General features: G+C 71.3%; 19 protein-coding genes, 1 tRNA gene and 1 riboswitch. Of the genes, 8 read left to right on the top strand and 12 right to left on the bottom strand.

Annotated elements, in window-relative coordinates:
* Window positions 1-602 (bottom strand): CocE/NonD family hydrolase (locus IDM29_RS05045; RefSeq protein ID WP_188037261.1); only part of this gene is annotated, 602 nt, incomplete at its 3' end.
* Window positions 603-709: 107 nt separating this feature from the next.
* Entirely contained in the window at window positions 710-1,279 is a 570-nt protein-coding gene (locus tag IDM29_RS05040; RefSeq protein WP_188037260.1) for a TetR/AcrR family transcriptional regulator, read from the bottom strand.
* A 98-nt stretch (window positions 1,280-1,377) separates the two neighbouring features.
* Here IDM29_RS05040 and IDM29_RS05035 point away from each other — a divergent pair, with 98 nt between their 5' ends.
* A complete protein-coding gene (locus IDM29_RS05035; protein ID WP_220457977.1) occupies window positions 1,378-2,421 on the top strand; it encodes a hypothetical protein in 1,044 nt (347 codons plus the stop codon).
* A gap of 735 nt (window positions 2,422-3,156) precedes the next feature.
* Complete coding sequence (locus IDM29_RS05030; protein ID WP_182112335.1) at window positions 3,157-4,323, top strand: phospholipase D family protein; 1,167 nt, start codon at window positions 3,157-3,159, stop codon at window positions 4,321-4,323.
* A gap of 49 nt (window positions 4,324-4,372) precedes the next feature.
* Here IDM29_RS05030 and IDM29_RS05025 read toward each other — a convergent pair whose 3' ends face one another.
* On the bottom strand, window positions 4,373-5,965 hold the full coding sequence (locus IDM29_RS05025) for a class I SAM-dependent methyltransferase (RefSeq protein ID WP_182112336.1): 1,593 nt from the start codon (window positions 5,963-5,965) through the stop codon (window positions 4,373-4,375).
* Window positions 5,966-6,964: 999 nt separating this feature from the next.
* On the opposite strand from IDM29_RS05025, the gene IDM29_RS05020 reads away from it, so the two are divergent.
* The gene (locus IDM29_RS05020; protein WP_182112337.1) at window positions 6,965-7,336 is read left to right on the top strand and encodes a hypothetical protein; all 372 of its coding nucleotides are present in this window, start codon (window positions 6,965-6,967) and stop codon (window positions 7,334-7,336) included.
* A 147-nt stretch (window positions 7,337-7,483) separates the two neighbouring features.
* Window positions 7,484-8,731, top strand: coding sequence for a M23 family metallopeptidase (locus tag IDM29_RS17635; RefSeq protein ID WP_182112338.1), 1,248 nt, complete (start codon window positions 7,484-7,486; stop codon window positions 8,729-8,731).
* A gap of 271 nt (window positions 8,732-9,002) precedes the next feature.
* Here the strand turns inward: IDM29_RS17635 and IDM29_RS05010 are convergent.
* Window positions 9,003-9,092, bottom strand: a tRNA-Ser gene (locus tag IDM29_RS05010).
* Window positions 9,093-9,209: 117 nt separating this feature from the next.
* Between IDM29_RS05010 and IDM29_RS05005 the strand changes: the two genes are divergently transcribed.
* Window positions 9,210-10,076, top strand: coding sequence for an NAD-dependent protein deacetylase (locus IDM29_RS05005; protein WP_182114325.1), 867 nt, complete (start codon window positions 9,210-9,212; stop codon window positions 10,074-10,076).
* A gap of 6 nt (window positions 10,077-10,082) precedes the next feature.
* Here the strand turns inward: IDM29_RS05005 and tadA are convergent, their stop codons facing one another.
* Window positions 10,083-10,538 carry a tRNA adenosine(34) deaminase TadA gene (gene tadA, locus IDM29_RS05000; RefSeq protein ID WP_255491669.1) on the bottom strand — a complete coding sequence of 152 codons (456 nt, stop codon included), beginning with the start codon at window positions 10,536-10,538 and terminating at the stop codon, window positions 10,083-10,085.
* A gap of 174 nt (window positions 10,539-10,712) precedes the next feature.
* Here tadA and upp point away from each other — a divergent pair, with 174 nt between their 5' ends.
* From upp to IDM29_RS04985, 3 genes are all read left to right on the top strand, one after another.
* A complete protein-coding gene (gene upp, locus IDM29_RS04995) occupies window positions 10,713-11,348 on the top strand; it encodes a uracil phosphoribosyltransferase (protein WP_182112339.1) in 636 nt (211 codons plus the stop codon).
* A gap of 593 nt (window positions 11,349-11,941) precedes the next feature.
* Window positions 11,942-12,148: riboswitch (cobalamin riboswitch) on the top strand.
* A gap of 105 nt (window positions 12,149-12,253) precedes the next feature.
* Window positions 12,254-14,806, top strand: a complete 2,553-nt coding sequence (locus IDM29_RS04990; RefSeq protein WP_182112340.1) for a ribonucleoside-diphosphate reductase subunit alpha — start codon at window positions 12,254-12,256, stop codon at window positions 14,804-14,806.
* 44 nt (window positions 14,807-14,850) lie between these two features.
* The gene (locus IDM29_RS04985; RefSeq protein ID WP_182112341.1) at window positions 14,851-15,858 is read left to right on the top strand and encodes a ribonucleotide-diphosphate reductase subunit beta; all 1,008 of its coding nucleotides are present in this window, start codon (window positions 14,851-14,853) and stop codon (window positions 15,856-15,858) included.
* 56 nt (window positions 15,859-15,914) lie between these two features.
* Here the strand turns inward: IDM29_RS04985 and IDM29_RS04980 are convergent, their stop codons facing one another.
* The 7 genes from IDM29_RS04980 to crtI form a co-directional block, all read right to left on the bottom strand.
* Window positions 15,915-16,751 carry a MetQ/NlpA family ABC transporter substrate-binding protein gene (locus IDM29_RS04980; RefSeq protein WP_182112342.1) on the bottom strand — a complete coding sequence of 279 codons (837 nt, stop codon included), beginning with the start codon at window positions 16,749-16,751 and terminating at the stop codon, window positions 15,915-15,917.
* A gap of 77 nt (window positions 16,752-16,828) precedes the next feature.
* The gene (locus IDM29_RS04975) at window positions 16,829-17,500 is read right to left on the bottom strand and encodes a methionine ABC transporter permease (RefSeq protein WP_182112343.1); all 672 of its coding nucleotides are present in this window, start codon (window positions 17,498-17,500) and stop codon (window positions 16,829-16,831) included.
* Window positions 17,500-18,477 (bottom strand): methionine ABC transporter ATP-binding protein, encoded by a 978-nt coding sequence (locus tag IDM29_RS04970; RefSeq protein ID WP_182112344.1) that lies wholly within the window; start codon window positions 18,475-18,477, stop codon window positions 17,500-17,502. Before IDM29_RS04970 ends, IDM29_RS04975 begins: the two co-directional genes overlap by 1 nt.
* Window positions 18,478-19,194: 717 nt before the next feature.
* Window positions 19,195-20,082: a prenyltransferase gene (locus IDM29_RS04965; RefSeq protein ID WP_182112345.1), complete on the bottom strand. Its 888-nt coding sequence runs from the start codon at window positions 20,080-20,082 to the stop codon at window positions 19,195-19,197.
* Entirely contained in the window at window positions 20,079-20,402 is a 324-nt protein-coding gene (locus IDM29_RS04960; protein ID WP_182112346.1) for a lycopene cyclase domain-containing protein, read from the bottom strand. The genes IDM29_RS04965 and IDM29_RS04960 overlap by 4 nt, the downstream gene beginning before the upstream one ends.
* Window positions 20,399-20,764 carry a lycopene cyclase domain-containing protein gene (locus IDM29_RS04955; protein WP_182112347.1) on the bottom strand — a complete coding sequence of 122 codons (366 nt, stop codon included), beginning with the start codon at window positions 20,762-20,764 and terminating at the stop codon, window positions 20,399-20,401. Before IDM29_RS04955 ends, IDM29_RS04960 begins: the two co-directional genes overlap by 4 nt.
* The coding region (gene crtI / locus IDM29_RS04950; protein WP_188037259.1) for a phytoene desaturase family protein at window positions 20,761-21,775 on the bottom strand (1,015 nt) is incomplete at its 5' end. The genes IDM29_RS04955 and crtI, both read right to left, overlap by 4 nt.

Raw genomic sequence — 21,775 nt, 5'->3', positions numbered from 1 at the left:
GCGAGGTCGTCGACGAGCGTCTCCCACTGCGCCGCCTCGGCGGCGACGTCCTCACCCCGCGCGGCGGCGCGCGCCAGCGCGCCGCGCGTCATCGCCGCCGCCCAGTTCAGCGACGAGCCGAGCAGGAGCGCGCCGCCCCGGTAGGCGACGTCGACCGGGTCGCCCGGGCACACCGCGAGGTGCATCGCGCGCAGCGCCGGGTGCCCGGCCGACGCGAGGTACAGGAGCGTCTGCGCCAGGTAGGACCGCCCCCAGCCGACGACGGCGCCCGTCGCCCACGGCCGAGTGGCGCACCACTCGAGCACCTCGCGGGCGTCCTCGATGTGGCCCGCCCACGGCACGAACGTCCCCTCGGAGGCGCCCGTGCCGCGCAGCGCCACCACGACGACGGCCAGCCCGCGGTCGACGAGCCCCTGCTCCCCCATCTCCTGGCGCGCGGCGTCGACGGGGTACGGCGTCAGGGCGAGCACGACCGGCACCGGGGCGTCGCCGGCCGGCCTGTGGACCGTGGCGCGCAGGACCGTCCCGTCCGCGAGGGGGAGCGGCACCAGCTGCTCGACGAGGCTCGTCGGGCCGGACGACTCGGGGGCAACGCTGCGCACCGGGGCTCCTGTCTGCACGGGTCGGGCGCCCACCGTAGCGACGGGCGGGCCGGGTGGCACGACTCCCCTGGCGCGCCCCACTGGACGCCCGCCCCGCGTGCGGGCGCCTACCGGGCGACCGCCTGCGCCCGCAGGCCCGCCAGCACGACGGCGACGAGCCGGTCCGCCGCGTCCGGCGCGGCGCGGCGCACGGCCTCGGGCTGCGGCCGGGTGACGACCGCGAGCGTGACCACGAGCTCGAGGGCGCCGAGGTCCTCGGGCACCAGTCCGGCGGAGCGCGCATCGCCGAGCAGGGCCTCCACCGCGGCCAGCGTGTCGTCCTGCGCGGCGAGGATCCGCCCGTCGAGCTCCCCGGCGAGGTCCTGCGCCATGGCGGAGGTCAGCGCGCCGAGATCGAGCGCGACGACGTTCCGCACGAACCCCTCCCACGTCCTGGCCGGGGCGTCGGCGAACTCCGCGCGCGCCGCGGTCGTCGCGTCACGCAGGTCGCGGAGGATCGCCAGCGCGACCTCCTCGACCAGCGCCGCGCGCGACTCGAAGTTCCGGTAGAGCGTCGCGATGCCCACGCCGGCCGCCTCGGCGACGACGTCGAGCGCGACGTCGGTCCCGACCTCCGCGAACAGCCGGCGCGCCTCGCGGAGCAGCGCCTCGCGGCGTCGCACGGCGTCGACCCGCATCGCTGACCTCCCGTGGCGTCGTGTGAGGCGTCTCACCGTAACCGGAGACTGAGTCTCCGGTAAAGTGGAGAGATATCCTCCGCAACGTTGGGACCTGCATGACCATCGCCGCCCCGGCCGCCGCATCCGCGGACGCCACCACGCCCGACACCCCGCCCGCCGACCCGGGCGCCCGGCCGGGGCGACACCCCGCGCACTCGTTGCTCACGCTGACCGGCGGGCTCGCCGCGGTGCTCGTCGCCCTTCTCGCCCTGTTCATCCTCCCCTCGCTCAAGAGCGGGCCGCGCGACCTGCCCCTGGGCCTGGTCGGCACGGCAGACGCGGTCACCGCCGCGCAGGCCGGCCTCGACCAGCTCGCGCCCGGCGACTACACCACCCGCAGCCTGGCGTCCGAGGACGACCTCGTCGACGCGGTCCGCGACCGCGACGTCGTCGGGGGCCTCGTGGTGACCCCCGACGGCGTGCGCGCCGTCGTCGCGAGCGCCGGCTCGACCGCGATCTCGGGCACGCTGTCCGCCACGGCCGGCGGGGTCGCGGCGTCCCTCGGCCTGCCCGTCGAGGTCACGGACGTGGTGCCGCTGCCCGCAGACGACCCGACGGGCATCGGTGTCGGCGGGCTCGCCTTCCCCCTCGTCTTCGGCGGCATCGTCCCGGTCGTCGCCTTCGGCACGGCGTTCGCCGGGCGCCACCGGTGGCGCCTGACCGGCATCCTCGGCTTCTCCGCCGTCGGCGGCACGGTCGTCGCGGCCGTGCTGCAGCTGTGGTTCGGCAGCGTGACCTCGGTCTTCGTACCCGTCGCCGGCGCCATGGCGCTCGGCATCGCCGCCCTCGCACTCCCCCTCGCCGGGCTCCAGCAGCTCCTGGGCACCAAGGGCTTCACGGCGGGTGCCATGGTCATGATGTTCCTCGGAAACCCGCTCGCGGGCATCGCCACCACGGGGGCCTGGCTCCCGGCCGGGCTCGGCGCCTTCGGCCAGCTGCTCCCGCCCGGCGCGACGGGCGCCCTGGTCCGCTCGGTGGCCTACTTCGACGGCGCCGGCGCGCTCGCGCCCCTCGCCACGCTCACCGCGTGGGCCCTCGTCGGCGCCGGGCTCAACGCACTGGCAGTGCGCCGGACACGCCGCGGCGCGACCGAGGCCTGACCCGGCGCGCCGTCGGCCGACGGCGGGAGCCGCCGCGATCCCGGGGGGAACGACGAAGGGCCCCACGTCCGCGTGATCATGCGGGTGGGATCCTTCGGCTGGCGGGAGCGGTGGGCTTGAATGGCACACCTTGTACGGAGTCGGTTCCGCCGGACGATCCTGGTGCTGGCTTGGTCAGACACCGGTCCACGCCGTGTAATGCGTTGCACGATTTCGGCCGCGGTCGGCAGCCAAAGGGGAGAGCAATCGGCGATCTCTCAACGGCTGGGGCATATCGAGGCGTCGTGCCGATAGCGGAGCACAAGGGGCTGTCGGAGGCCCGGGTCAAGGGTGGCGCCAGCCATCACGCAGTGATGCCGTAGGCGCCCTTGATGCGGCTGGAGAGGGCCGGATGCTCGGCGGTCGGTGCAGGGCCGGCGGGCAAGACGGTGCAACTGGGCAGTGGAAGCAGTCGTGGTCGAGGCGGTTCCGGGAACAGTCCGGGGCCGCCCTCGTCATGTCGGTGGTCGGCCGGAGGGGTGGGGTGCGCGCAGCGAGCTTGCGAGCGGAGCGCGGGGCCCGCCCTGGAGACCGACCCGCGCGGCGGAGCCGCGCGCTTGAGTCAGCAAGGAAAGTTCTCACCGAGTGGTGAGACCTCCAGAGGCACCGATCAGGCTGTGGACGCTGCGACGTGTCACCCAGTTGCGCGACTTCGTTTGCGTCCTTGTGGGCACATGCCGCACTAGAGTCCGGCACATGCGGTACATCGACACAGGGTCGCGAGACCCCCGCGAAGCTGTCGGGAATTGGCTAGAAGCCATCACGGCTTCAGGAGACATCTCCGAGCTACGGGTCCAATCCGGCTATGTGGGGCCCCAGCCGTTGGGATACCTGGAGCAGGTCCTTGGTGCACTCTCCACGCTCGACGGCAAGACGTCGATCCTGGTGGGCTCGAACGGCGGGGAAACTGATCACGAGACTGTCGAGGACTTGCTTCTGTTGGCGGGTCCACCTCGTCCGCACCTGCAGCTCGGTGTCGTGGCCTTCTCTGACGGGTTGTTCCACCCGAAGGTGTACCACTTCGTCCGCACCGACGGCTCGATGGCCGCATACGTAGGTTCCGCAAACCTGACGTACTCGGGAATCAGCGGTAAGAATGTAGAAGCAGGCGTCATCCTGGATACGGCGGAGGGTGACGATCCGATCGCGCTATCCAGCGTCCTCGACGCAATCGACGGATGGTTTCGCGAGCCGCGGCCGGGCTTCTTTTCTATTCGCACCACTGCCGACCTGCCACAGCTCGTTGCTGATGGAGTGCTCGGAGCGCCTCGACCTGCCAGGAAAACACCCAGGATCACAGTTGGCGGAACTGCAAGCCGGTTGAGCTCAGCCCTGGTCGCGCTGGTGCGGCTCCCCGCGATCTCAAAGGTGTTGGCTGTCCCCCTTGCGCCACCCGCGCCTGGCGTTCCAGCCATCGGGGTTGGGGTCGCTCCTGTTCCTCCGCCTTTCGTGGAGTGGTGGAGCAAGACCCTTCCGGCATCCGACGCGCAGCGGAAGCAGAGCGGGAACCAGAGCGGCGTTATCGCCCTGACGCAGGCGGATCGACGGGGGGAGATCGATCAGACTAGTTTCTTCCGGAACGACCTGTTCGGCGGACTGCTGTGGCAGCAGACACCAACGCGGACCGGGCACATGATGGATGCCGCTCAAGTGCGCATGCATACGACGGTTTTGGGCGCCTATCTCGGCGTTCTGCCGTTCGAAGTGACCCACGACCATTTCCGAGAGCAGCAGAGAAGCAATTACACGGCAAAACTTGCACTTGGGCCGATCCGTGACCGCTTCGCGCAGATTGATATGACTGGGACCAGTATCGAAATCGGGCGCGACGCGGCGGGTGCGTATTGGCTACAGATTCGCTAGATTTCCGCCCCTTGCCGGCACCCGACCGCCCCCGCTTGGACTCTTGAAGCTAGCGCTTGCTGCGACTCATCCGCCTATTGCGCATGCGATCCCAAACCTTGCGCATGGCGAGGATGTCGTCTATTGAGAGCCCGACCTGCTCGACCAGCACGGCCTGGTCGACGAGATCGAGCGCTTCGTCGTATCGTCCCTCGCGCGTCAGATCGTCGACCTTGGCGCTCAGGCCCTCCGGAACGAGGCTCGGGTCCGGAATGGGCAATTCGCCGCACTCGGACGGCTCCATCTCGAGGATGCCGCCGCCGTAACTGCGCCCGATCACTTCGGACATCGCCAGCGTGACTGAATTGAACGCTCCTGCCGAGAGTTTATGAATGTCGACCCCGGGCTTTGTGAACACGCGATGGACCGTGTCGGTGCTAGTGGCTCGCGCGTCGTTCGCGGCGATCCGCAGATGAGATGAAACCTGCCGGAGCATAAACCCTTGAGGTACAGAGATCGACGGGACAACCCACCACTCATTGCGAATCCGGCACTTGTACCCCGTGTCAACTCCGTGCTCCTCGCCTTCGGCGATATAGCGGGCAAGCGCCGGCGCTTTGGTCAAGTCCATGTTTGGCTGTGCCGCGAGCAGGTGCGTTCGAGCGCCGTTGATCGACTGCACAGCGAGGTCTTCAGTGCGGTATGTCAGACCCCGCATCTGCACGCTGCGAGCGAGTAACGGAATCGTCCATTCGGTGAGGCCGCGCCGCCTTGCCTCATCCGCGGTCAAGCAGAAGAAGGAGTTCCGTCCGGTAACAACTCCAACGTTCGCGGCGGCATACGCACTCAGGGGCGCCATCCGGTGATCGGCACGTAGCCGGCGTACCAGTTCAATGGCTTCCGGACCCAGGTAATACTTGGTCCACTTCTCGGTTTCATGCAGATGCGCACGTGCCGCAGCCGTGCCTAGGGACACATCGGAGAGCGCTTGGGCATTTGAAACCTCGACCGTGTTTATGCGGGCCGGTCCAGGGCCCCGCGTTGCGAGCAGGAGTACGACCTCCTGGAGGATTCCCGGAAAGACGAGCTTCTCAAACGACACAAGGGTGATCTCTGAGCACTCGTCGACCAGGTAGGCACGCAACTGGGCGGCGTAGCCAACCTGAAGGATTTCCGCAGGCAGAACGAGCCCCACGCGCCCGCCCTCCCGGGCGGCCATGATGGAGGCAACAACAAACGGAACCCAGGCGTTGGTGAGCTTGGAGGGGCGCATCCCTTGGCTGCGCATGAGTTCTAGCGCAGGCTCTCGGTACTCGTGCTGCCAGGAACCGAAGCGGATGTAGGGAGGATTACCGGCGACGCCGTCAAAAGTGCCCCATCGTTCCGGTGTGAACCACCGGAAGAAGTCCGAGACAACGACACTAACGCCAGTGGCCGCGCTCGCTCTCGCGGCCTCCTCGCTGAACAATTCGATGGCCTGGGGGCTAGTTCCGGCGCGAACCAGGTGCCGCAGGATGGCGCCGTCGCCGCAAGCGGGCTCGAGAACCTTGGTCCCAGCGGCCAGGACCCAGTCGGCGACGAACCGCGCAATCAGGTCTGGCGTGTAGTAGCCGCCCCTGAGCTTGTCCCCTTCAGGCTCCGCCTTCGCCGCGAATCTCTGCATACCTTCATCCTCTCCTGCACTACCGACACGGCGACAACGGCTGCCGCACTGGGGACGACTCACGCTCCAGCCGTGTTCGGGTCCTCGGCTTGGGTGATGGAGCTTCAAGCCGCCGCGGTGTCGTGGACTCAAGTGTGCAGCCCGCACGCGGATGCACTGGACCACCCTGCCGACGGGATGGGCTCGAATCGGCGTTCCATGTTGGCGCGCCCGGTTGCTCGCGGGGTAACCACGGGCTGCAGTGACGGCCGGAACGGAACGCGAACGTCAAGAGTGCGCCGGTGGCGACGGGCGACACGCTCGTCATCGGGCCAGGCGCCGTGCGTCCGCGCAAGCTGCCTGCCGCGCTCTCCCCCGCGAGTTCCCGAAGCGCCCGCCCCGGCTCGCCGGGGCCAGCAGGTGAGCAAGGAGGGAACGGTGATCGGTGCCGGAGCTGAGCCTGGCCCGGTCCCATCCCATTACCGCGAGACGTTCGCGCCTGCGTCCGGAACCGACGGCGCGGCCTCGATGGCGCCTCCGGTGCGGCGGTCGCGGTTGTGCGAGGTCGGGAGAAGGTGGTCACCGAGCTGCTGCGCCACCCTGCGACCCCGCGAACCATCGGGACGTCGATCTGGCTGCACCTGTCGACAAGTACCTGCCCCGAGGTGAGGTCATCGGGCGCTCGACCGCCCTACCAGCGGGCATCGTCGAGGCTGCCACCAGGTACAACACCGAAGGAAGTCCCGTCTTCGAGATCTGGCGGCCGGCGACGGCGGTCCCAGCGAATGTAGATGACGCCGAGGAGTTCCGCCGATCTGGGAAGCCATCGCACCAATCGTCCGCTGGCCGCTGTACTCGCCGAGGCGGTTCGTCGCGGTCGTCGCCGCCGCGCTGGTCGGTGTGTCGTCATCGGAGAGATCAACGACGAACCGAACGGCCCTGTGTCGACGCAAGGCTCTGCCTCAGTCGTGACGTCTACGAGCGTTGCGCCTCCCCCCGCCGTCCGCCTCCCCGCCCGGCATGGTCCTGAACGACGCCAACGCGACAGACGAGCTCAGCGTCGACCCGGCAGAGCACCACCGATCCGCAGCCGCAGCAGACGCCGCCTCGGCGTTCGTGGCTGCGTGGGCCCGGCCCGACCTCGACACCGAGGCGTGGTCCGCCGGCGTGCGCCCGCTCGCGACGAGCGAGCTCTGGACCACGGCGCTGAGCCTGACCGACCCGTCCCGCACACCCGAGGTCACCGTCCGGGGCGAGCCGCGACAGGTCGCGATGAACGCCGAGGACGGCGTGTTCGACGTCCCGACAACGGGCGCCTGGGTACGTGTGCACGTCGTGCCCGGTGCCGACGACGACGGCTGGCTCGTCTCCCGCGTCGAGGCCGTGGACTGATGCGGAGGGAGATCGTTGGAAGCCCTCGCCGCATGGCTCGCCCTATGGCCAAGACCCGATCAGTCGGTTGGCTCGCGCGCCACTGGCCCAAGCTCGTCGCGGCTTCCTCATGGTCGGCGGTGCGGCGGCGTTCCTGGCGGTCACTCCGTGAGCCTCGTCTCCAGTGCAGGCCAGGGCGCTTCCGCAGCGAACGCCTGCACCCAGCTGGGTTACACGGTCGACCAGGCCGCGTACCAGCCGCCTCCAATCGATCAGACACCGTCGATCCCGGGCGGTGGTCTGGTCCCCGGTTTCGGCCCCGAGGAAGCGGACAAGATCGCCAACGCCCAGGCCATCATCGCCGCCGGCGGGGTAGCAGGAGTCGGGCGACGCGGCCCCATCGTCGCGATCGCTACCGCACTCCAGGAGTCGCGGCTTCGGAACCTCGACTATGGCGACCGGGACTCTCTCGGGCTGTTCCAGCAGCGTCCGTCGCAGGGCTGGGGGACGGCTGAGCAAGTGCGTGATCCCCGGTTCGCGGCGCTGGCCTTCTTCGGCGGCGCGACGTCCCCGCACTTCAACCCGGCAAGCGGCAGAGCGTCTCCGGGTGGCCTGCTCGAGGTCGGCGGCTGGATGGACCTGCCGATCACAGTCGCGGCGCAGAGCGTGCAGAGATCGGCCTTCCCCGGGGCCTACGCCAAGCACGAGGCCCGGGCGACTGTGATCGTGGACGCCCTCAGCGGTGGCGCTTCTGCGACGGCTACGCCCGCTGCTTCAGGTGCCGTCGAGCAGTCGGCCGTCGTGACGGCAGCCGACTACGGGACGACCGGCGTGGACATCGACGCGTTCTGCTCGTCGACGTTCCAGCTCGCTTCGTCCGCGGGTTCCGGCTTAGCCCTCCGCAGGACAGCTCATCGCAGCGGGCGAGTGGACGGCGCCCCTGCGGTCCAGGGTCACCTCGCCGTTCGGCAACAGGTTCCCCCGGTCACCGACTTCCATGCTGCCGTCGGCACCCCGATCGCCGCTCCGACCGTGGGTGTTGTTGGCGCGGTCTGGTGGAGCTCAGGAGGCGGCCTGACGGTCATCCTCACGCACGCCAGCAGCGTGGCGACTCAGCATCTGCATCTCTCGGATGCCTTGGTGAAGCCCGGCGACGAGTTCCAGGGAGGGCACGTCATCGCTCGGTCAGGCGGCAGCGGAGTCGGCACCGCGCCGCACTACTACTACGAGGTGCACGTCACCGGAGCGCCCGTGCCGCACGATCACACCGCCGACGTTCACGGCGATCCGGACCGCGCTGGCTCTCGACCTGGATGGCGGCCCGGACGACTTGGTCTTCCCGTCCACGAAGGGCTCACCGCGATCGCCGGGCCGGGGACGCTCAGTTCCACCTCGCACAGAACGACATCGGCGTGAAGGTCACGCTGCACGACTTCCGCCGGACCGTGCCCACCCAGGTGGCGAGAGGGAGCACTCTCGCGAACGCCACGGCACTTCTCGGGCACTCTGACGAGAGCACGACGGCACGCCACTCTGTGCAGCGGATCCATGTCGCTCCGGACATGCGGGTCATCATCGACCAGCTCTTCGCCCAGGCGTCGGATGAGGCTCCGGAGCAACATAAACGGAGGATCGGGAACGCCGAAGGGCCCCACGCCGCACGGCGGTGCGGGTGGGGCCCTTCGGCTGGCGGTAGCGGTGGGATTTGAACCCACGGTGGACTTTCACCCACACACGCTTTCGAGGCGTGCTCCTTAGGCCGCTCGGACACGCTACCTCGCCGGCGAGGATACCCGGTCGGCGGGCACCGCAACGAATCGCCCCCCGCGGCCGGCCGTCACGGGCCGCCGCCGGTGCACCGCGCGGCGGAACGTACCGTGGTGGTGTGCAGCAGATCGACCCCGTCCACCCCGGCACGGACACGCCCCCGACCACCGACGTCGAGCGGGTCGTCGACCTCCTCGCGGGACACCGGCTCGCGGTCCTCACCGGCGCCGGCATCTCCACCGACTCCGGCATCCCCGACTACCGGGGCCCCGACTCCCCGCCGCGCCGGCCGATGACCTACCAGCAGTTCGTCTCCGACCCGGCGTTCCGCCGCACCTACTGGGCCCGCAACCACGTCGGCTGGCGGCACGTGCACCGCACCGAGCCCAACGCGGGCCACCGGGCGCTCGCCCGGCTCGAGGAGCGGGGCGTCGTCGTCGGTGTCATCACGCAGAACGTCGACCGCCTGCACCAGGAGGCGGGCAGCCGCGACGTCATCGACCTCCACGGCACGTACGCCGAGGTCCTGTGCCTGCGGTGCGGCGCCGGCTACTCGCGCGACCACGTCGCGCGACTGCTCGAGGAGCTCAACCCGGGCTTCGCCGACCAGGTGGGCGACGTCGCGGACGTGGAGATCGCCCCCGACGCGGACGCGGTCATCGAGTCGACGGAGGGGTTCGTCGTCGCCGACTGCGAGCGCTGCGGCGGCATGCTCAAGCCGGACATCGTCTACTTCGGCGAGAACGTGCCGAAGGCGCGGGTGGCGCGCGCGTTCGCGATGGTCGACGCCGCGGGCGCCCTGCTGGTGGCGGGCTCCTCGCTCACAGTGATGTCCGGGCTGCGGTTCGTGCGCCACGCACGCCGCGTGCGCGACATCCCCGTGGTCATCGTCAACCGCGGCGCCACGCGCGGCGACGACCTGGCCGACCTCCGCCTCCACGCGGGCACGTCCGAGACCCTCACCGCTCTCGCGGAGCGCCTCCCCGACGTGTGAGGCGGCTCAGCGGCGCTCGGTGAAGAAGTCCCGCAGGAGCGCGGCGCACTCGGCCTCGAGCACGCCGCCGACGACCTCGACCCGGTGGTTGAGCCGCCGGTCGCGCACGAGGTCGTGGACCGACCCGGTGGCGCCGGCCTTGGGGTCCCACGCGCCCAGGACCAGCCGCGGGATGCGCGCGAGGACGATCGCGCCGGCGCACATCGCGCACGGCTCGAGCGTCACGACGAGCGTGCAGTCGTCCAGGCGCCAGCGGCCCAGTGTCGCCGCCGCCTCGCGCAGGGCCAGGACCTCGGCGTGGGCGGTGGGGTCCCCGGTCGCCTCACGGGCGTTGTGACCGCGGCCGGCCACAGCGCCGTCGGGCCCGATGACGACCGCGCCGACCGGGACGTCACCGGTCGCGAGGGCGCGGCGGGCCTCCTCGAGGGCCACCTCCATGCGCATCGCGTCGCTCGTCCGCACGCCGTGGACGTTAGCCGCCGCGGTCCGTGCGCCGCATGTCACGCACGTGACGGATGGGGCCGATGTGACTCCCAGCAGCCCCGTGGGCACCACCAGTCACACGCTCCGCACGGACGGACGGGCCGGCGAGCCGCCGGGCACCTGCGGCGCGCTACCAGCCGGTACGGTTCCACCATGCGCCTGCACGTCGCGGACCACCCGCTCGTCTCCCACAAGCTGACCGTGCTGCGTGACCGCCGCACCGCCTCCCCCACGTTCCGCCTGCTGGTGGACGAGCTCGTCACGCTCCTCGCGTACGAGGCCACGCGGGACGTGCGGACCGAGGAGGTCCGGGTCGAGACGCCGGTCGCGGAGACGACCGGCACGCACCTCGCCGAGCCACGCCCGCTCGTGGTGCCGATCCTGCGCGCGGGCCTCGGGATGCTCGAGGGCATGACGCGCCTGCTCCCCACGGCCGAGGTCGGCTTCCTGGGCCTGCAGCGCGACGAGGAGACCCTCCAGGCGATCACCTACGCGAACCGACTGCCGGAGGACCTGTCGGGCCGGCAGTGCTTCGTGCTCGACCCGATGCTGGCCACGGGCGGCACGCTCATCGCGTCGATCGACTACCTCTTCGAGCGCGGTGCCCGCGACGTCACGTGCATCTGCCTGCTCGCGGCGCCCGAGGGACTGGCCCTGGTCGAGAAGCACGTCGGCGACCGCGCCGACGTGACCATCGTCGTGGCCGCGGTCGACGAGCGCCTCGACGAGAACGCGTACATCGTGCCCGGCCTCGGCGACGCCGGAGATCGCCTCTACGGCCTGGTGTGACGGCCCGGGGTTGACGGGGCGCAGGTCTCGTTCGAAATAACGTTTTCGGCCTCTCACCTGCGACGATGCGCTTCGGTGCCGTATTCATTGCGGATCCTGCGGTCGATCGGGTGACTTCTGTCCATCATGTGAGACGAGTCACATGACCGACTTGGTGCCCTGGGCGACGAGGGTCACACTTGTCGTATGACAGCCGTCGCAGCCCTTATGACCCGGGGATCCGCCACCGCGGACCGCACCGGGTCCGAGGGTCGTGGCGCCGTCATCCGGAACCATGTTCGACGCCCGCGGGTCATGCTGGGGGGCTGCCCGCGACGCGTCACCGTCCGGGGTGCGGGAGCTTCGGCTCCCGCACCCGAGAACGTCCTCGTCGGCTCGGGGGATGCCGGCTGAGGACACGCACTGCCGGGTCGTGTGATCAGGGGGCTCGTCCACGACCCGGCAGTGCACTTCGTAGGCGAACGCCGTCGGCCCAGGCCGGCGGCGTTCGTCATGTCCGGGGCGATCGCTCCGGACCCTCGGGGCGACGGCACATCTAGGCGCCTCCCGTGGCTCGCGCACTACATCTTGTGGTCCGCGGCCGCCGAGGCGCTAGGGTGAGCCCTGCCGACGGTTCACCTGGCGACAGGTGAGGCAAGAGGGAACCCGGTGTGACTCCGGGACTGCCCCGCAGCGGTGAGTGGGAACGACCGCCGTCATCAAGCACTGGGCCCGGAACGTCAGGCCTGGGAAGCGACGGCTGGTAGGAGCGAGCACGACGCCCACGAGTCCGAAGACCTGCCGCCGGTGCGCGTACCGCCGGTGCGCGCTGGTTCGGAGCCTCTCGGGCGGGCTCGACCGACTCGCGCTCACGCGCCGTCGTCGTCCCAGGGCACCGGACCACCGGTCCACCTGGAAGCAGCACGATGACCCTCACCGACCCCACCCCCGCCGCGGCCTCGCCGCACGCCCGGACGGGCATCCACGTCACCAAGCGCGACGGCAGCCGCGAGCCGTACGACGCCGACATGATCAACCGCGCGATCGAGCGCGCCACCGTCGGCCTTCCGGACCCGATCGCCAAGGTCACCCAGGTCGCGAGCGAGCTCGCGATCACCCTCTTCGACGGCATCACCACCGAGCAGCTCGACGAGGCGGCGATCTCCGTCGCCGTCCAGAACGTCAAGGACGACCCCGACTTCGACGTCGTCGCAGCGAGGCTTCTCCGCAAGGTGATCTACAAGCGCGTGCTGGGCGCCTACGAGTCGGACGCCGAGCTCGCGCTCCTGCACCAGGCCCGCTTCCCGGGCTACGTGCGCGACGCCGTGGAGGCCGGCCTGCTGGACCCGCGCCTCGTGAGCCGCTTCGACCTCGACGCCCTCGCAGCGGCGCTCGACCACCGGCACGACGAGCTGCTGTGCTACACCGGGACCGTCACCATGCGGAACCGCTACATGATCAACGACCGGCAGGGCCGCCCGCTCGAGGTGCCGCAGTACTTCTGGATGCGCGTCGCCATGGGGCTGAGCCTGAACGAGGCCGACCCGACCACCGCCGCGATCCGCTTCTACGACAGCATCGCGCGCCTGCGCTACCTGCCCGCGGGTTCGACCCTCGTCAACGCCGGCACGGTGTACCCGCAGCTGAGCAACTGCTTCGTCATGCAGATGGACGACGACATCGAGCACATCGCGACGTCCGTACGCAACGTCATGTGGCTGACCAAGGGCACGGGCGGGATCGGCCTCTCGGTCACGAAGCTGCGCTCCGAGGGCTCGCCCATCCGGTCCAACAACACGACCTCGACCGGGCCGATCCCCTTCATGCACACGATCGACTCCACGCTGCGCGCGGTCTCGCGCGGCGGCAAGAAGTTCGGCGCCCTGTGCTTCTACGTGGAGAACTGGCACCTCGACTTCCCCCAGTTCCTCGACCTGCGGCAGAACTCGGGCGACCCCTACCGCCGCACCCGCACCGCCAACACGGCCGTCTGGATCTCCGACGAGTTCATGAAGCGCGTCGCGGCCGACGACGAGTGGTACCTCTTCGACCCGGCCGACACCCCTGACCTCGTCGAGCTCGTCGGGCGCCAGTTCTCCGAGCGCTACGCGCACTACGTCGCCGAGGCGCGCGCGGGCCGCATGGCGCGCTTCCGCCGGATGAAGGCGCGCGAGCAGTGGACCGCGATGCTCATCAGCCTCCAGGGGACGTCGCACCCGTGGCTCACCTGGAAGGACACGATCAACTCGCGGGCGCTGAACGACAACACGGGCACGATCCACCTGTCGAACCTGTGCACCGAGATCACGCTGCCGCAGGACCGCGACACGATCGCCGTCTGCAACCTCGCGTCGATCAACCTCTCGACCCACCTGACGGGCGGCGAGATCGACTGGGACCGCCTGCGCGAGTCCGCGCGCCTCGCCGTGCGCCAGCTCGACAACCTCGTCGACATCACCCTCTCCTCGGTCGGCGAGTCCGAGAAGGCCAACCGCGAGAACCGCGCCGTCGGCCTGGGGATCATGGGCTTCACGGACGTCACCGAGCGGCTCGGGTACGCCTACGAGTCGGCCGAGTCGTACGACCTGGTCGACCGCGTGACGGAGTTCATCAGCTTCCACGCGATCGACGCGAGCGCCGACCTCGCACGCGAGCGGGGGTCCTACCCGAACTTCGCCGGCTCCGGCTGGTCGCACGGGCACGTGCCGATCGACACGATCGCACGGCTCGAGGAGGACCGCGGGGTGCCCGTCGCCGTCGACCGCACGACCCGCCTCGACTGGGACGCGCTGCGCACCAAGGTCGCGGGCGGCATGCGCAACGCGACGCTCATGGCGATCGCGCCGACCGCGTCGATCGGCCTCGTCGCCGGCACGACGCCCGGCCTCGACCCGCAGTTCTCGCAGATCTTCAGCCGGGCGACGTCGTCGGGCAAGTTCCTCGAGGTCAACCGCAACCTCGTGCGCGACCTGCAGGCGCTCGGGCTGTGGGAGCAGGTGCGTGACGACCTGCTCGCGGCGCAGGGCGACCTCTCGCGGGTGCCGGGCGTGCCCGAGCACCTCGTCGAGGTCTACCGGACGTCGTTCCAGCTCTCGCCGTACGCGTTCATCGAGGTCGCGGCCCGCGCGCAGAAGTGGGTCGACCAGGCCATCAGCCGGAACATCTACCTCGCGTCGCGCGACGTCGGTGAGATGGCCGCGCTCTACCAGGCGGCCTGGGAGCGCGGCGTCAAGACGACGTACTACCTGCACATGAAGCCGCGGCACACGGCGGAGCAGTCGACGGTCCGCGTCAACAAGTCCGAGGCCCGGCCGACGTCGGCCCCCGCGCCCGGGACGGCGTCGGCCGGCGCGAGGCGTGGCTTCGGCTTCGGCAAGGCGGTGCCCGTCGCGCCGCTCCCGGCGCCGGACGACGTCGTCGACGGGACGGCGTGCCCGACCGACCCGATGGAGCGGCTGCAGTGCGACGCGTGCCAGTAGCAGGCCCCGCCCTCATCACCCAGACCTCGGCAAGGAGCACCACCATGACCACCCCGACCCGCACCGGCATCCTCGGCACCGGCATCTCCGAGGGCCTGCTGCTCAAGCCCGTCCGCTACCAGTGGGCGATGGACCTGTACGACCAGGCCGTCGCCAACACGTGGTTCCCCAACGAGATCCAGCTCGGCGAGGACCTCGCCGACTTCGCCCGCATGACGGACGAGGAGAAGCACGCCGTCACCTTCCTCATGTCGTACTTCAACCCGAACGAGCTCCTCGTCAACAAGGCGCTCGCGTTCGGCGTCTACCCCTACATCAACGCGCCCGAGGCGCACCTCTACCTCGCGAAGCAGATGTGGGAGGAGGCCAACCACTGCATGTCGTTCGAGTACGTCCTCGAGACGTTCCCGATCGACCGCGGCCAGGCCTACGACTCGCACGTCAGCGTGCCGTCGATGGCGGCCAAGGAGGAGTTCGAGGTCCACTACATCCGTCGCATGACGGAGCAGACGCTCGACATCACGACGGCGGAGGGCAAGCGCGACTTCGTCCGGAACCTCGTCGCCTACAACATCATCCTCGAGGGGATCTGGTTCTACTCGGGCTTCATGGTCGCGCTGAGCTTCCGGCAGCGGAACCTGCTGCGGAACTTCGGCTCGCTCATCGACTGGATCGTGCGCGACGAGTCGCTGCACCTGAAGTTCGGGATCAACCTGATCCTCACGGTGCTGGAGGAGAACGAGGACCTGCAGACGGCCGAGTTCGCCGACGAGATCCGGCAGATGGTGATCGACGCCGTCGCGATGGAGGAGCAGTACAACCGCGACCTGCTGCCGAACGGGATCCTCGGGCTCAACGCCGACTACGTGAACCAGTACGTCCAGTACCTCGCGGACCGGCGCCTGGAGGAGCTCGGCTTCGAGCCCCACTACCGCGTGAGCAACCCGGCCAAGTGGATGGCCACGGCCAACGACACGCTCCAGCTGGTCAACTTCTTCGAGGCGACCAACACGAGCTACGAGGTCAACGCGAGCGCGTCCACGGCGCGCTGACCGGGTCCACGCCGGGACGACGACGGTCGTCGTCGTCCCGGCGGGGGTCGAGCGGGTCAGAAGGCGGGGATGACCTCGCCGGCGGGCCAGCGGTCCTCGATGAACGCGCGGACCTCGTCCGAGCGGAGCAGCTCGTCCAGGGTCGCGAGCGCCTCGTTGCCCTCGTCCTCGGTCCGGAACGCGAGGAAGTTGGCGTACGGGTTGTCCTCGCCCGACTCGAGGTAGATCGAGTCCTCGGCCGGGTTGAGGTCCGCCTCGAGCGCGTAGTTGCCGTTGATCACGGCGGCGTCGACGTCCTCGATGGAGCGGACCAGCTGCTCGGGCGCCGTCTCGACGAGCTCGAGGTTCTTCGGGTTGTCCTCGATGTCGAAGAGCGTCGGGGCGCCCTGCGTGTCGGCGACCGTGATGACACCCGCGGCCTCGAGGAGGTCGAGGGCCCGCGCCTGGTTGCCCGGGTCGTTCGTGATGCCGATGACGCCGCCGTCGGGCAGGTCGTCGAGGGACTCGAGGCTCGCCGAGTACACGCCGTAGGGCTCGATGTGCACGCCGTCGAAGTGGCCGAACTCGAAGCCCTGCTCCTCGACCTGCGACTCGAAGTACGGCAGGTGCTGGAAGTAGTTCGCGTCGAGGTCGCCCTCGGCGAGCGCCGTGTTCGGCAGCACGTAGTCGTCGAACGTCACGATGTCGAGGTCGAGGCCTGCGTCGGCCGCCAGCTCGGAGTCGACGAACTCGAGGATCTCGCCGTGCGGCACGGGGCTCGCGCCGACCCGGAGCGTCGTGATGCCGTTCTCGTCGGCGGCCGGCGCCTCGCCGTCACCCCCACCGCCGGAGCAGCCCGCCATCACCAGGGCCGTGGCGGACAGGACGGCTGCGGCGCGGACGGTGCGATTCATGGTGTTCCTCCGGTGAGATGGGTCGTGCACGAACGGGTATGGGGCTGGAGCGGTCCGCGCCCGGCGCGGTGCGCGGGTCAGCGGTGGTCGAGGCGGCGCGCGACGGCGTCGCCGACGACCTGGACGGCCTGGACGATGGCGACGATCACCACGACGCAGACGACCATCACGGTGGTGTCGAAGCGCTGGTAGCCGTAGCTGATGGCGAGGAAGCCGAGGCCGCCGCCGCCGATCGCCCCGGCCATCGCCGAGTACGCGACGAGCGCGATGACGGTGGCGGTGAAGCCCGCGACGATGCCGGGCAGCGCCTCACGGAGCAGGACCTGGACCAGCACCCGGCCGCGGCTCGAGCCCATGACCCGCGCCGCCTCGACCTTGCCGGGGTCGACCTCGCGGACCGCGGTCTCGACGAGCCGGGCGAAGAACGGGATGGCGCCGATGCTCAGCGGCACGACGGCCGCCTCCCAGCCCAGGCTCGTCCCCACGACGGCGCGGGTGAGCGGCAGGAGCGCGATGGCCAGGATGATGAACGGCAGCGAGCGCCCGAGGTTCACGAGCAGGCCGAGCGGCCCGCGCACCACGGCGAGCGGCCGCAGGCCGGTGGGCGCGACCGTGCGCAGCAGGAGCCCGAGCGGCAGCCCGACCACCGCCGCGACGAGGGCCGCGACGCCCACCATCTGCAGGGTCTCGAGCGTCGCCTCCGGGAGGGCCTGCGTCAGGACCGGGTTGTCGAGGAGCCCGTCGAGCATCACGCCACCTCCCGGGCGTCGAGGCCGGCGTCGCGCAGCGCGGCGAGCACCGGGGCGACGCGGCCGTGCGGCAGGTCGAGCTGGAGGCGTCCGACGCGCAGGCCGGCGAGCGTCTCGATGGTGCCGGCGACGACGTCGACCTCCTCGCCGAGCGCGGCGACCGCCGCGAGCGCGCGGTGGGTGGGGACGCTGCGGGTCGCGTAGGTGACCTCGACGAGGCGGCGGGCGTCGTCGGGCGGGAGGTCGGGCACCGGGATGAGGGCGTCGGAGAGCGGCGAGCCGGCCTGCGTCACGACGTCGTCGAGCCGGCCGCTCTGCACGACCCGTCCGTGCTCGAGGAGCGTGACGCTGTCGCACACCTCGCGGACCACGCTCATCTCGTGCGTGATGATCACGACGGTGATGCCGAGGGTGTCGCGCAGGCGTCGGACGAAGGACAGGATCTGCCGCGTCGTCGCTCCGTCCAGCGCCGACGTCGGCTCGTCGCACAGCAGGACCGAGGGTTCCGTCGCCAGCGCCCGGGCGATGCCGACCCGCTGCCGCTGGCCGCCCGAGAGCTGCGCCGGGTGGGCGGCGGCCTTGTCGGCGAGCCCGACGAGGTCGAGCAGCTCGGCGACGCGCTCGGACCGGCGGCGGCGCGGGACGCCCGCGACCTCGAGCGGGTAGGCGACGTTGCCCGCGATCGTGCGGGAGTCGAGCAGGTTGACGTGCTGGAACACCATGCCCATGGCGCGCCGGGCCTCGCGCAGCTGCCGCTCGGGCAGGGTCGAGATGACGCGTCCGTCGACGGTGACGGTGCCCGACGTCGGCCGCTCGAGCCCCGTGAGGCACCGGACGAGCGTCGACTTGCCGGCGCCGGAGCGGCCGACGATGCCGTGGACGGCGCCCCGCTCCACGACGAGGTCGATGCCGTCGATGGCGACGACGTCGCCCGACGCGGCGGGGTAGACCTTGCGCAGGCCTGACAGCTCGATCACGGGGTCCTCCGAGGGTGCGCGTGACGCACCGGCTCGAGGCGCGGTGGACGGCACGGCGGGACGGGTGGGGGTGGCCGACGGCCGGCAGCGGGTGCGGGCGGTCGGGCGCGGCCGGCCTAGAGGGCCGGGCGGGGCGCGGGCGCGGGGTCGCTCAGCGGCGACACATGGCCCGACGGCACATTCGCATCGCGGGCATCGCCGCGCTGATGCAGAAGGTGCCGTGGCCAGTCATGGGACGAGTGAAGCACGCAGGGCGCGGGAACGCGGAACCCGCATGGGCGCCGTCTCGCCATGAGGACGATCATGATCGCGGCGGTCCGCAGTGCCGCCGCGCAGCCCTCGCGCGGAGCCCCGTGCCGTGCGCGGAGCGTCGTGTCACGAGCGTGGAGCGTGGTGCCGCGACACACCGGCGTGTCGTGGCACGGCGCTCCACGCTCGGGTCCGGGCGGTGGGCCGGAGGGCGGACGGGCCCCCTGCGGGGTCGGCGTGCGGAGCCTCGTGACCTGCGCGGAGCACCGTGCCGTGCGCGGAGCGTCGTGCCGCACCGCGGCTCGCCCCCGCGGAGCCCCGTGCCGTGCGCGGAGCACCGTGTCGCACCGCGGAGCGTCGTGCCACGAGCGTGGAGCGTGGTGCCGCGACACACCGGCGGGTCGCGGCACGGCGCTCCGCGCTCGGGGTCGGGCACGGGCGGGCGGGCGGGTGGGCCGTGGCCGGGGGTCAGGTGCGGGCGGTCCAGATGAGGAGCATCGTGACCAGGAAGCCCACGGCGTAGTTGACGCCCAGGAACTGACGCCAGCCGCGGTTGGCGACCTCCGCATCGGCGTCGGAGACCGAGCGGTACGGCCACACGACCACCACGTAGGGCAGCACGAGAACCGCCGCCAGCGGTCCCGGCCACGGCGTCGCGAGCATCAGCGCCCCGCCGGCCAGGTACAGCGCGATCGCGAGCCGGACCGTGGCCCGTCCGCCCAGGACCGTCGCGACGGAGCCGATGCCCGCCGCACGGTCCGGTGGGATGTCCTGCACGGCGCCGAACGCCTGGCTCGCCGCGCCCCACAGGAAGAACGCCGCGAGCACCAGCGAGGCGCCGCGGCCGATCGGCTCGCCCGCGAGCACCAGTCCGTACAGCGCGGGCGAGACGAAGTGGGTGCTCGAGGTCAGCGAGTCCAGGACCGGCCGCTCCTTGAACCGCAGCCCGGGCACCGAGTAGGCGAGCACCGCGAACAGGGACACGGCCAGCACCGCCCACGACGCGGGCGAGCCGACGGCGACGAGGTAAACCACGAACGGCACCGGCAGCAGCGTGGCCGCCAGCAGCGTGGTGCGGTGCACCCGCCGGTCCAGCAGGGCGCCCTCGACGCCGCCCTTGCGCGGGTTCGCGAGGTCGGACTCGTAGTCGAAGACGTCGTTCACGCCGTACATGAGCAGGTTGTACGGGACGAGGAAGAAGAGGGTGCCCACCACCAGCCGGACGTCGACCTCGCGCGTGGCCATCACGTACGCGGCGGCGAACGGGTAGGCCGTGTTCACCCAGCTCAGCGGGCGCGACGCGACCAGCAGCTGGCGCACGACGCCGGCGCGCGGCCGCGGCGGGGCGGCGGTCACCGGTCGACCCCGCCTGCACCCGCCCCGCGGCGCCGCCCCAGCAGGTGCCACAGGGCGGGCAGCAGGAGCGCGACGGCGAACGGGTAGCCCAGGTCCTCGACCGGTGCGCGCCCGACCCGGAGCCCCACGAGGTGCGCGTCGTCGAACTCGAAGAGCCCTGCCGCGATCATGAGGTTGTCGAACACCAGGGTCATCACGGCCAGCACGAGCATCGACCACGCGATCGCCCGGAGCGAGGGCCGCACCCCCCGCGCGTGCGCGAGGGCCACCACCGCCCCGGCCACGGCGAGGAAGACGACGTCGAGCACCAGGTAGGTCATCGCCGCACCTCCCCCGCCGACGCGGCGCCCGCACCGCGGGCCGCCCGGCCACCTCGCGCACCCCAGCGCGCGAAGGCCACGTAGAGATTCATCGTGAGGTAGCACAGCAGGGTGAGGAAGCCGATCTCCTCGATCGGCAGCTCGGGCGCCAACAGGATGCCGGTCATGAACGGCGTCTGGCCCCGGAAGAAGATCCCCAGGTCGACGCCGATGAGGTCCCACACCACGAGGAACGCGACCCCGGCCACGAGCACGACGGCGGCCCGGCGGGCGTCGGCGAAGAAGAACAGCCGGAACCGGTGGTCGAGGACCGCCATCCCGCCGATCGACACCAGGAGCGCAGCCGCGTACGCAAGGCTCATGACGCGACGGTACCCACGGCGTCGTCCGCGCGGTCGCCGGCGTCATCCGCGCGGCCGGCCACCGACGCACCCCGCGGTGCGCCGCGCCGCAGCGGCTCGGGCAGCGGCTCCGGCAGGGGCCCCGTCGACGTGTCGCCGCGCAGCCGCTTGACCACGAGCTCCGCGCTGATGAGGCACATCGGCAGCCCGATGCCGGGGATCACGGAGCCGCCCGCGTGCAGCAGGCCCTCGACGGCGCGGGACGCGTTGCCCGCCCGGAACATCGCGCTCTGCGCGAGGGTGTGCGCCGGGCCGAGCGCCGTGCCGCGCCAGGTGCCGAGGTCGTCGGCGAAGTCGGCCGGGCCGATGGTGCGGCGCACGACGACGCGGTCGGCCAGGTCCGGCACGCCGGCCCACCGGGCGATCTGGGCGATCGCGGCGTCCGCGACGCCCTCGACCCACGGGTCCCCCGCACCGCCGACGCCACCGCGGCCCAGCTCCGGGTCCGGCGGCACGGGCACGAGCACGAACAGGTTCTCCGAGCCGGGCGGCGCCACGTCGGGGTCGGTCGCGCTGGGCCGGCAGACGTAGAGCGACACCGGGTCCGGCACCGTCGTCCCGTCCGGCACCGTCCCGTCCCGCCCCGTCGTCCCGTCCGGCGCCGGACCCGCCCCGCCCCGGCCGCGCGGCGGGAAGATCCGGTCGAAGCCCTCCTGCCAGTCGCGGGTGAACAGCAGCGTGTGGTGCTCCAGCTGCGGCAGCCCGCCGCGGACGCCCAGCAGCACGAGCACGGCGCTCGGTCCCGGCACCTGCCGGTCCCACCAGCGCTGCGAGTGCGAGCGCAGCTCCGGGGGGAGCAGCGCGGTCTCGGTGTGGTGCAGGTCGGCGGTCGAGACCACGACGTCGGCCGGGGTCCAGTGCTCGCCCTCGGCGTCGGTCCAGCGCACGCCCGTGACCCGCGCCCTCACGCCGGGGACCTGGCGGCCCCGCGCGGCCGCCCGGGCCCGCGCCGCGGCCGCGAGCACGGCCGTC

This window comes from Actinotalea sp. JY-7885, assembly GCF_014525465.1.
In the GTDB taxonomy this organism is placed as follows: domain Bacteria; phylum Actinomycetota; class Actinomycetes; order Actinomycetales; family Cellulomonadaceae; genus Actinotalea.
The sequence above is the reverse complement of the archived record's forward strand: the minus strand, read 5'-3'. Positions and strand labels throughout refer to the sequence as shown.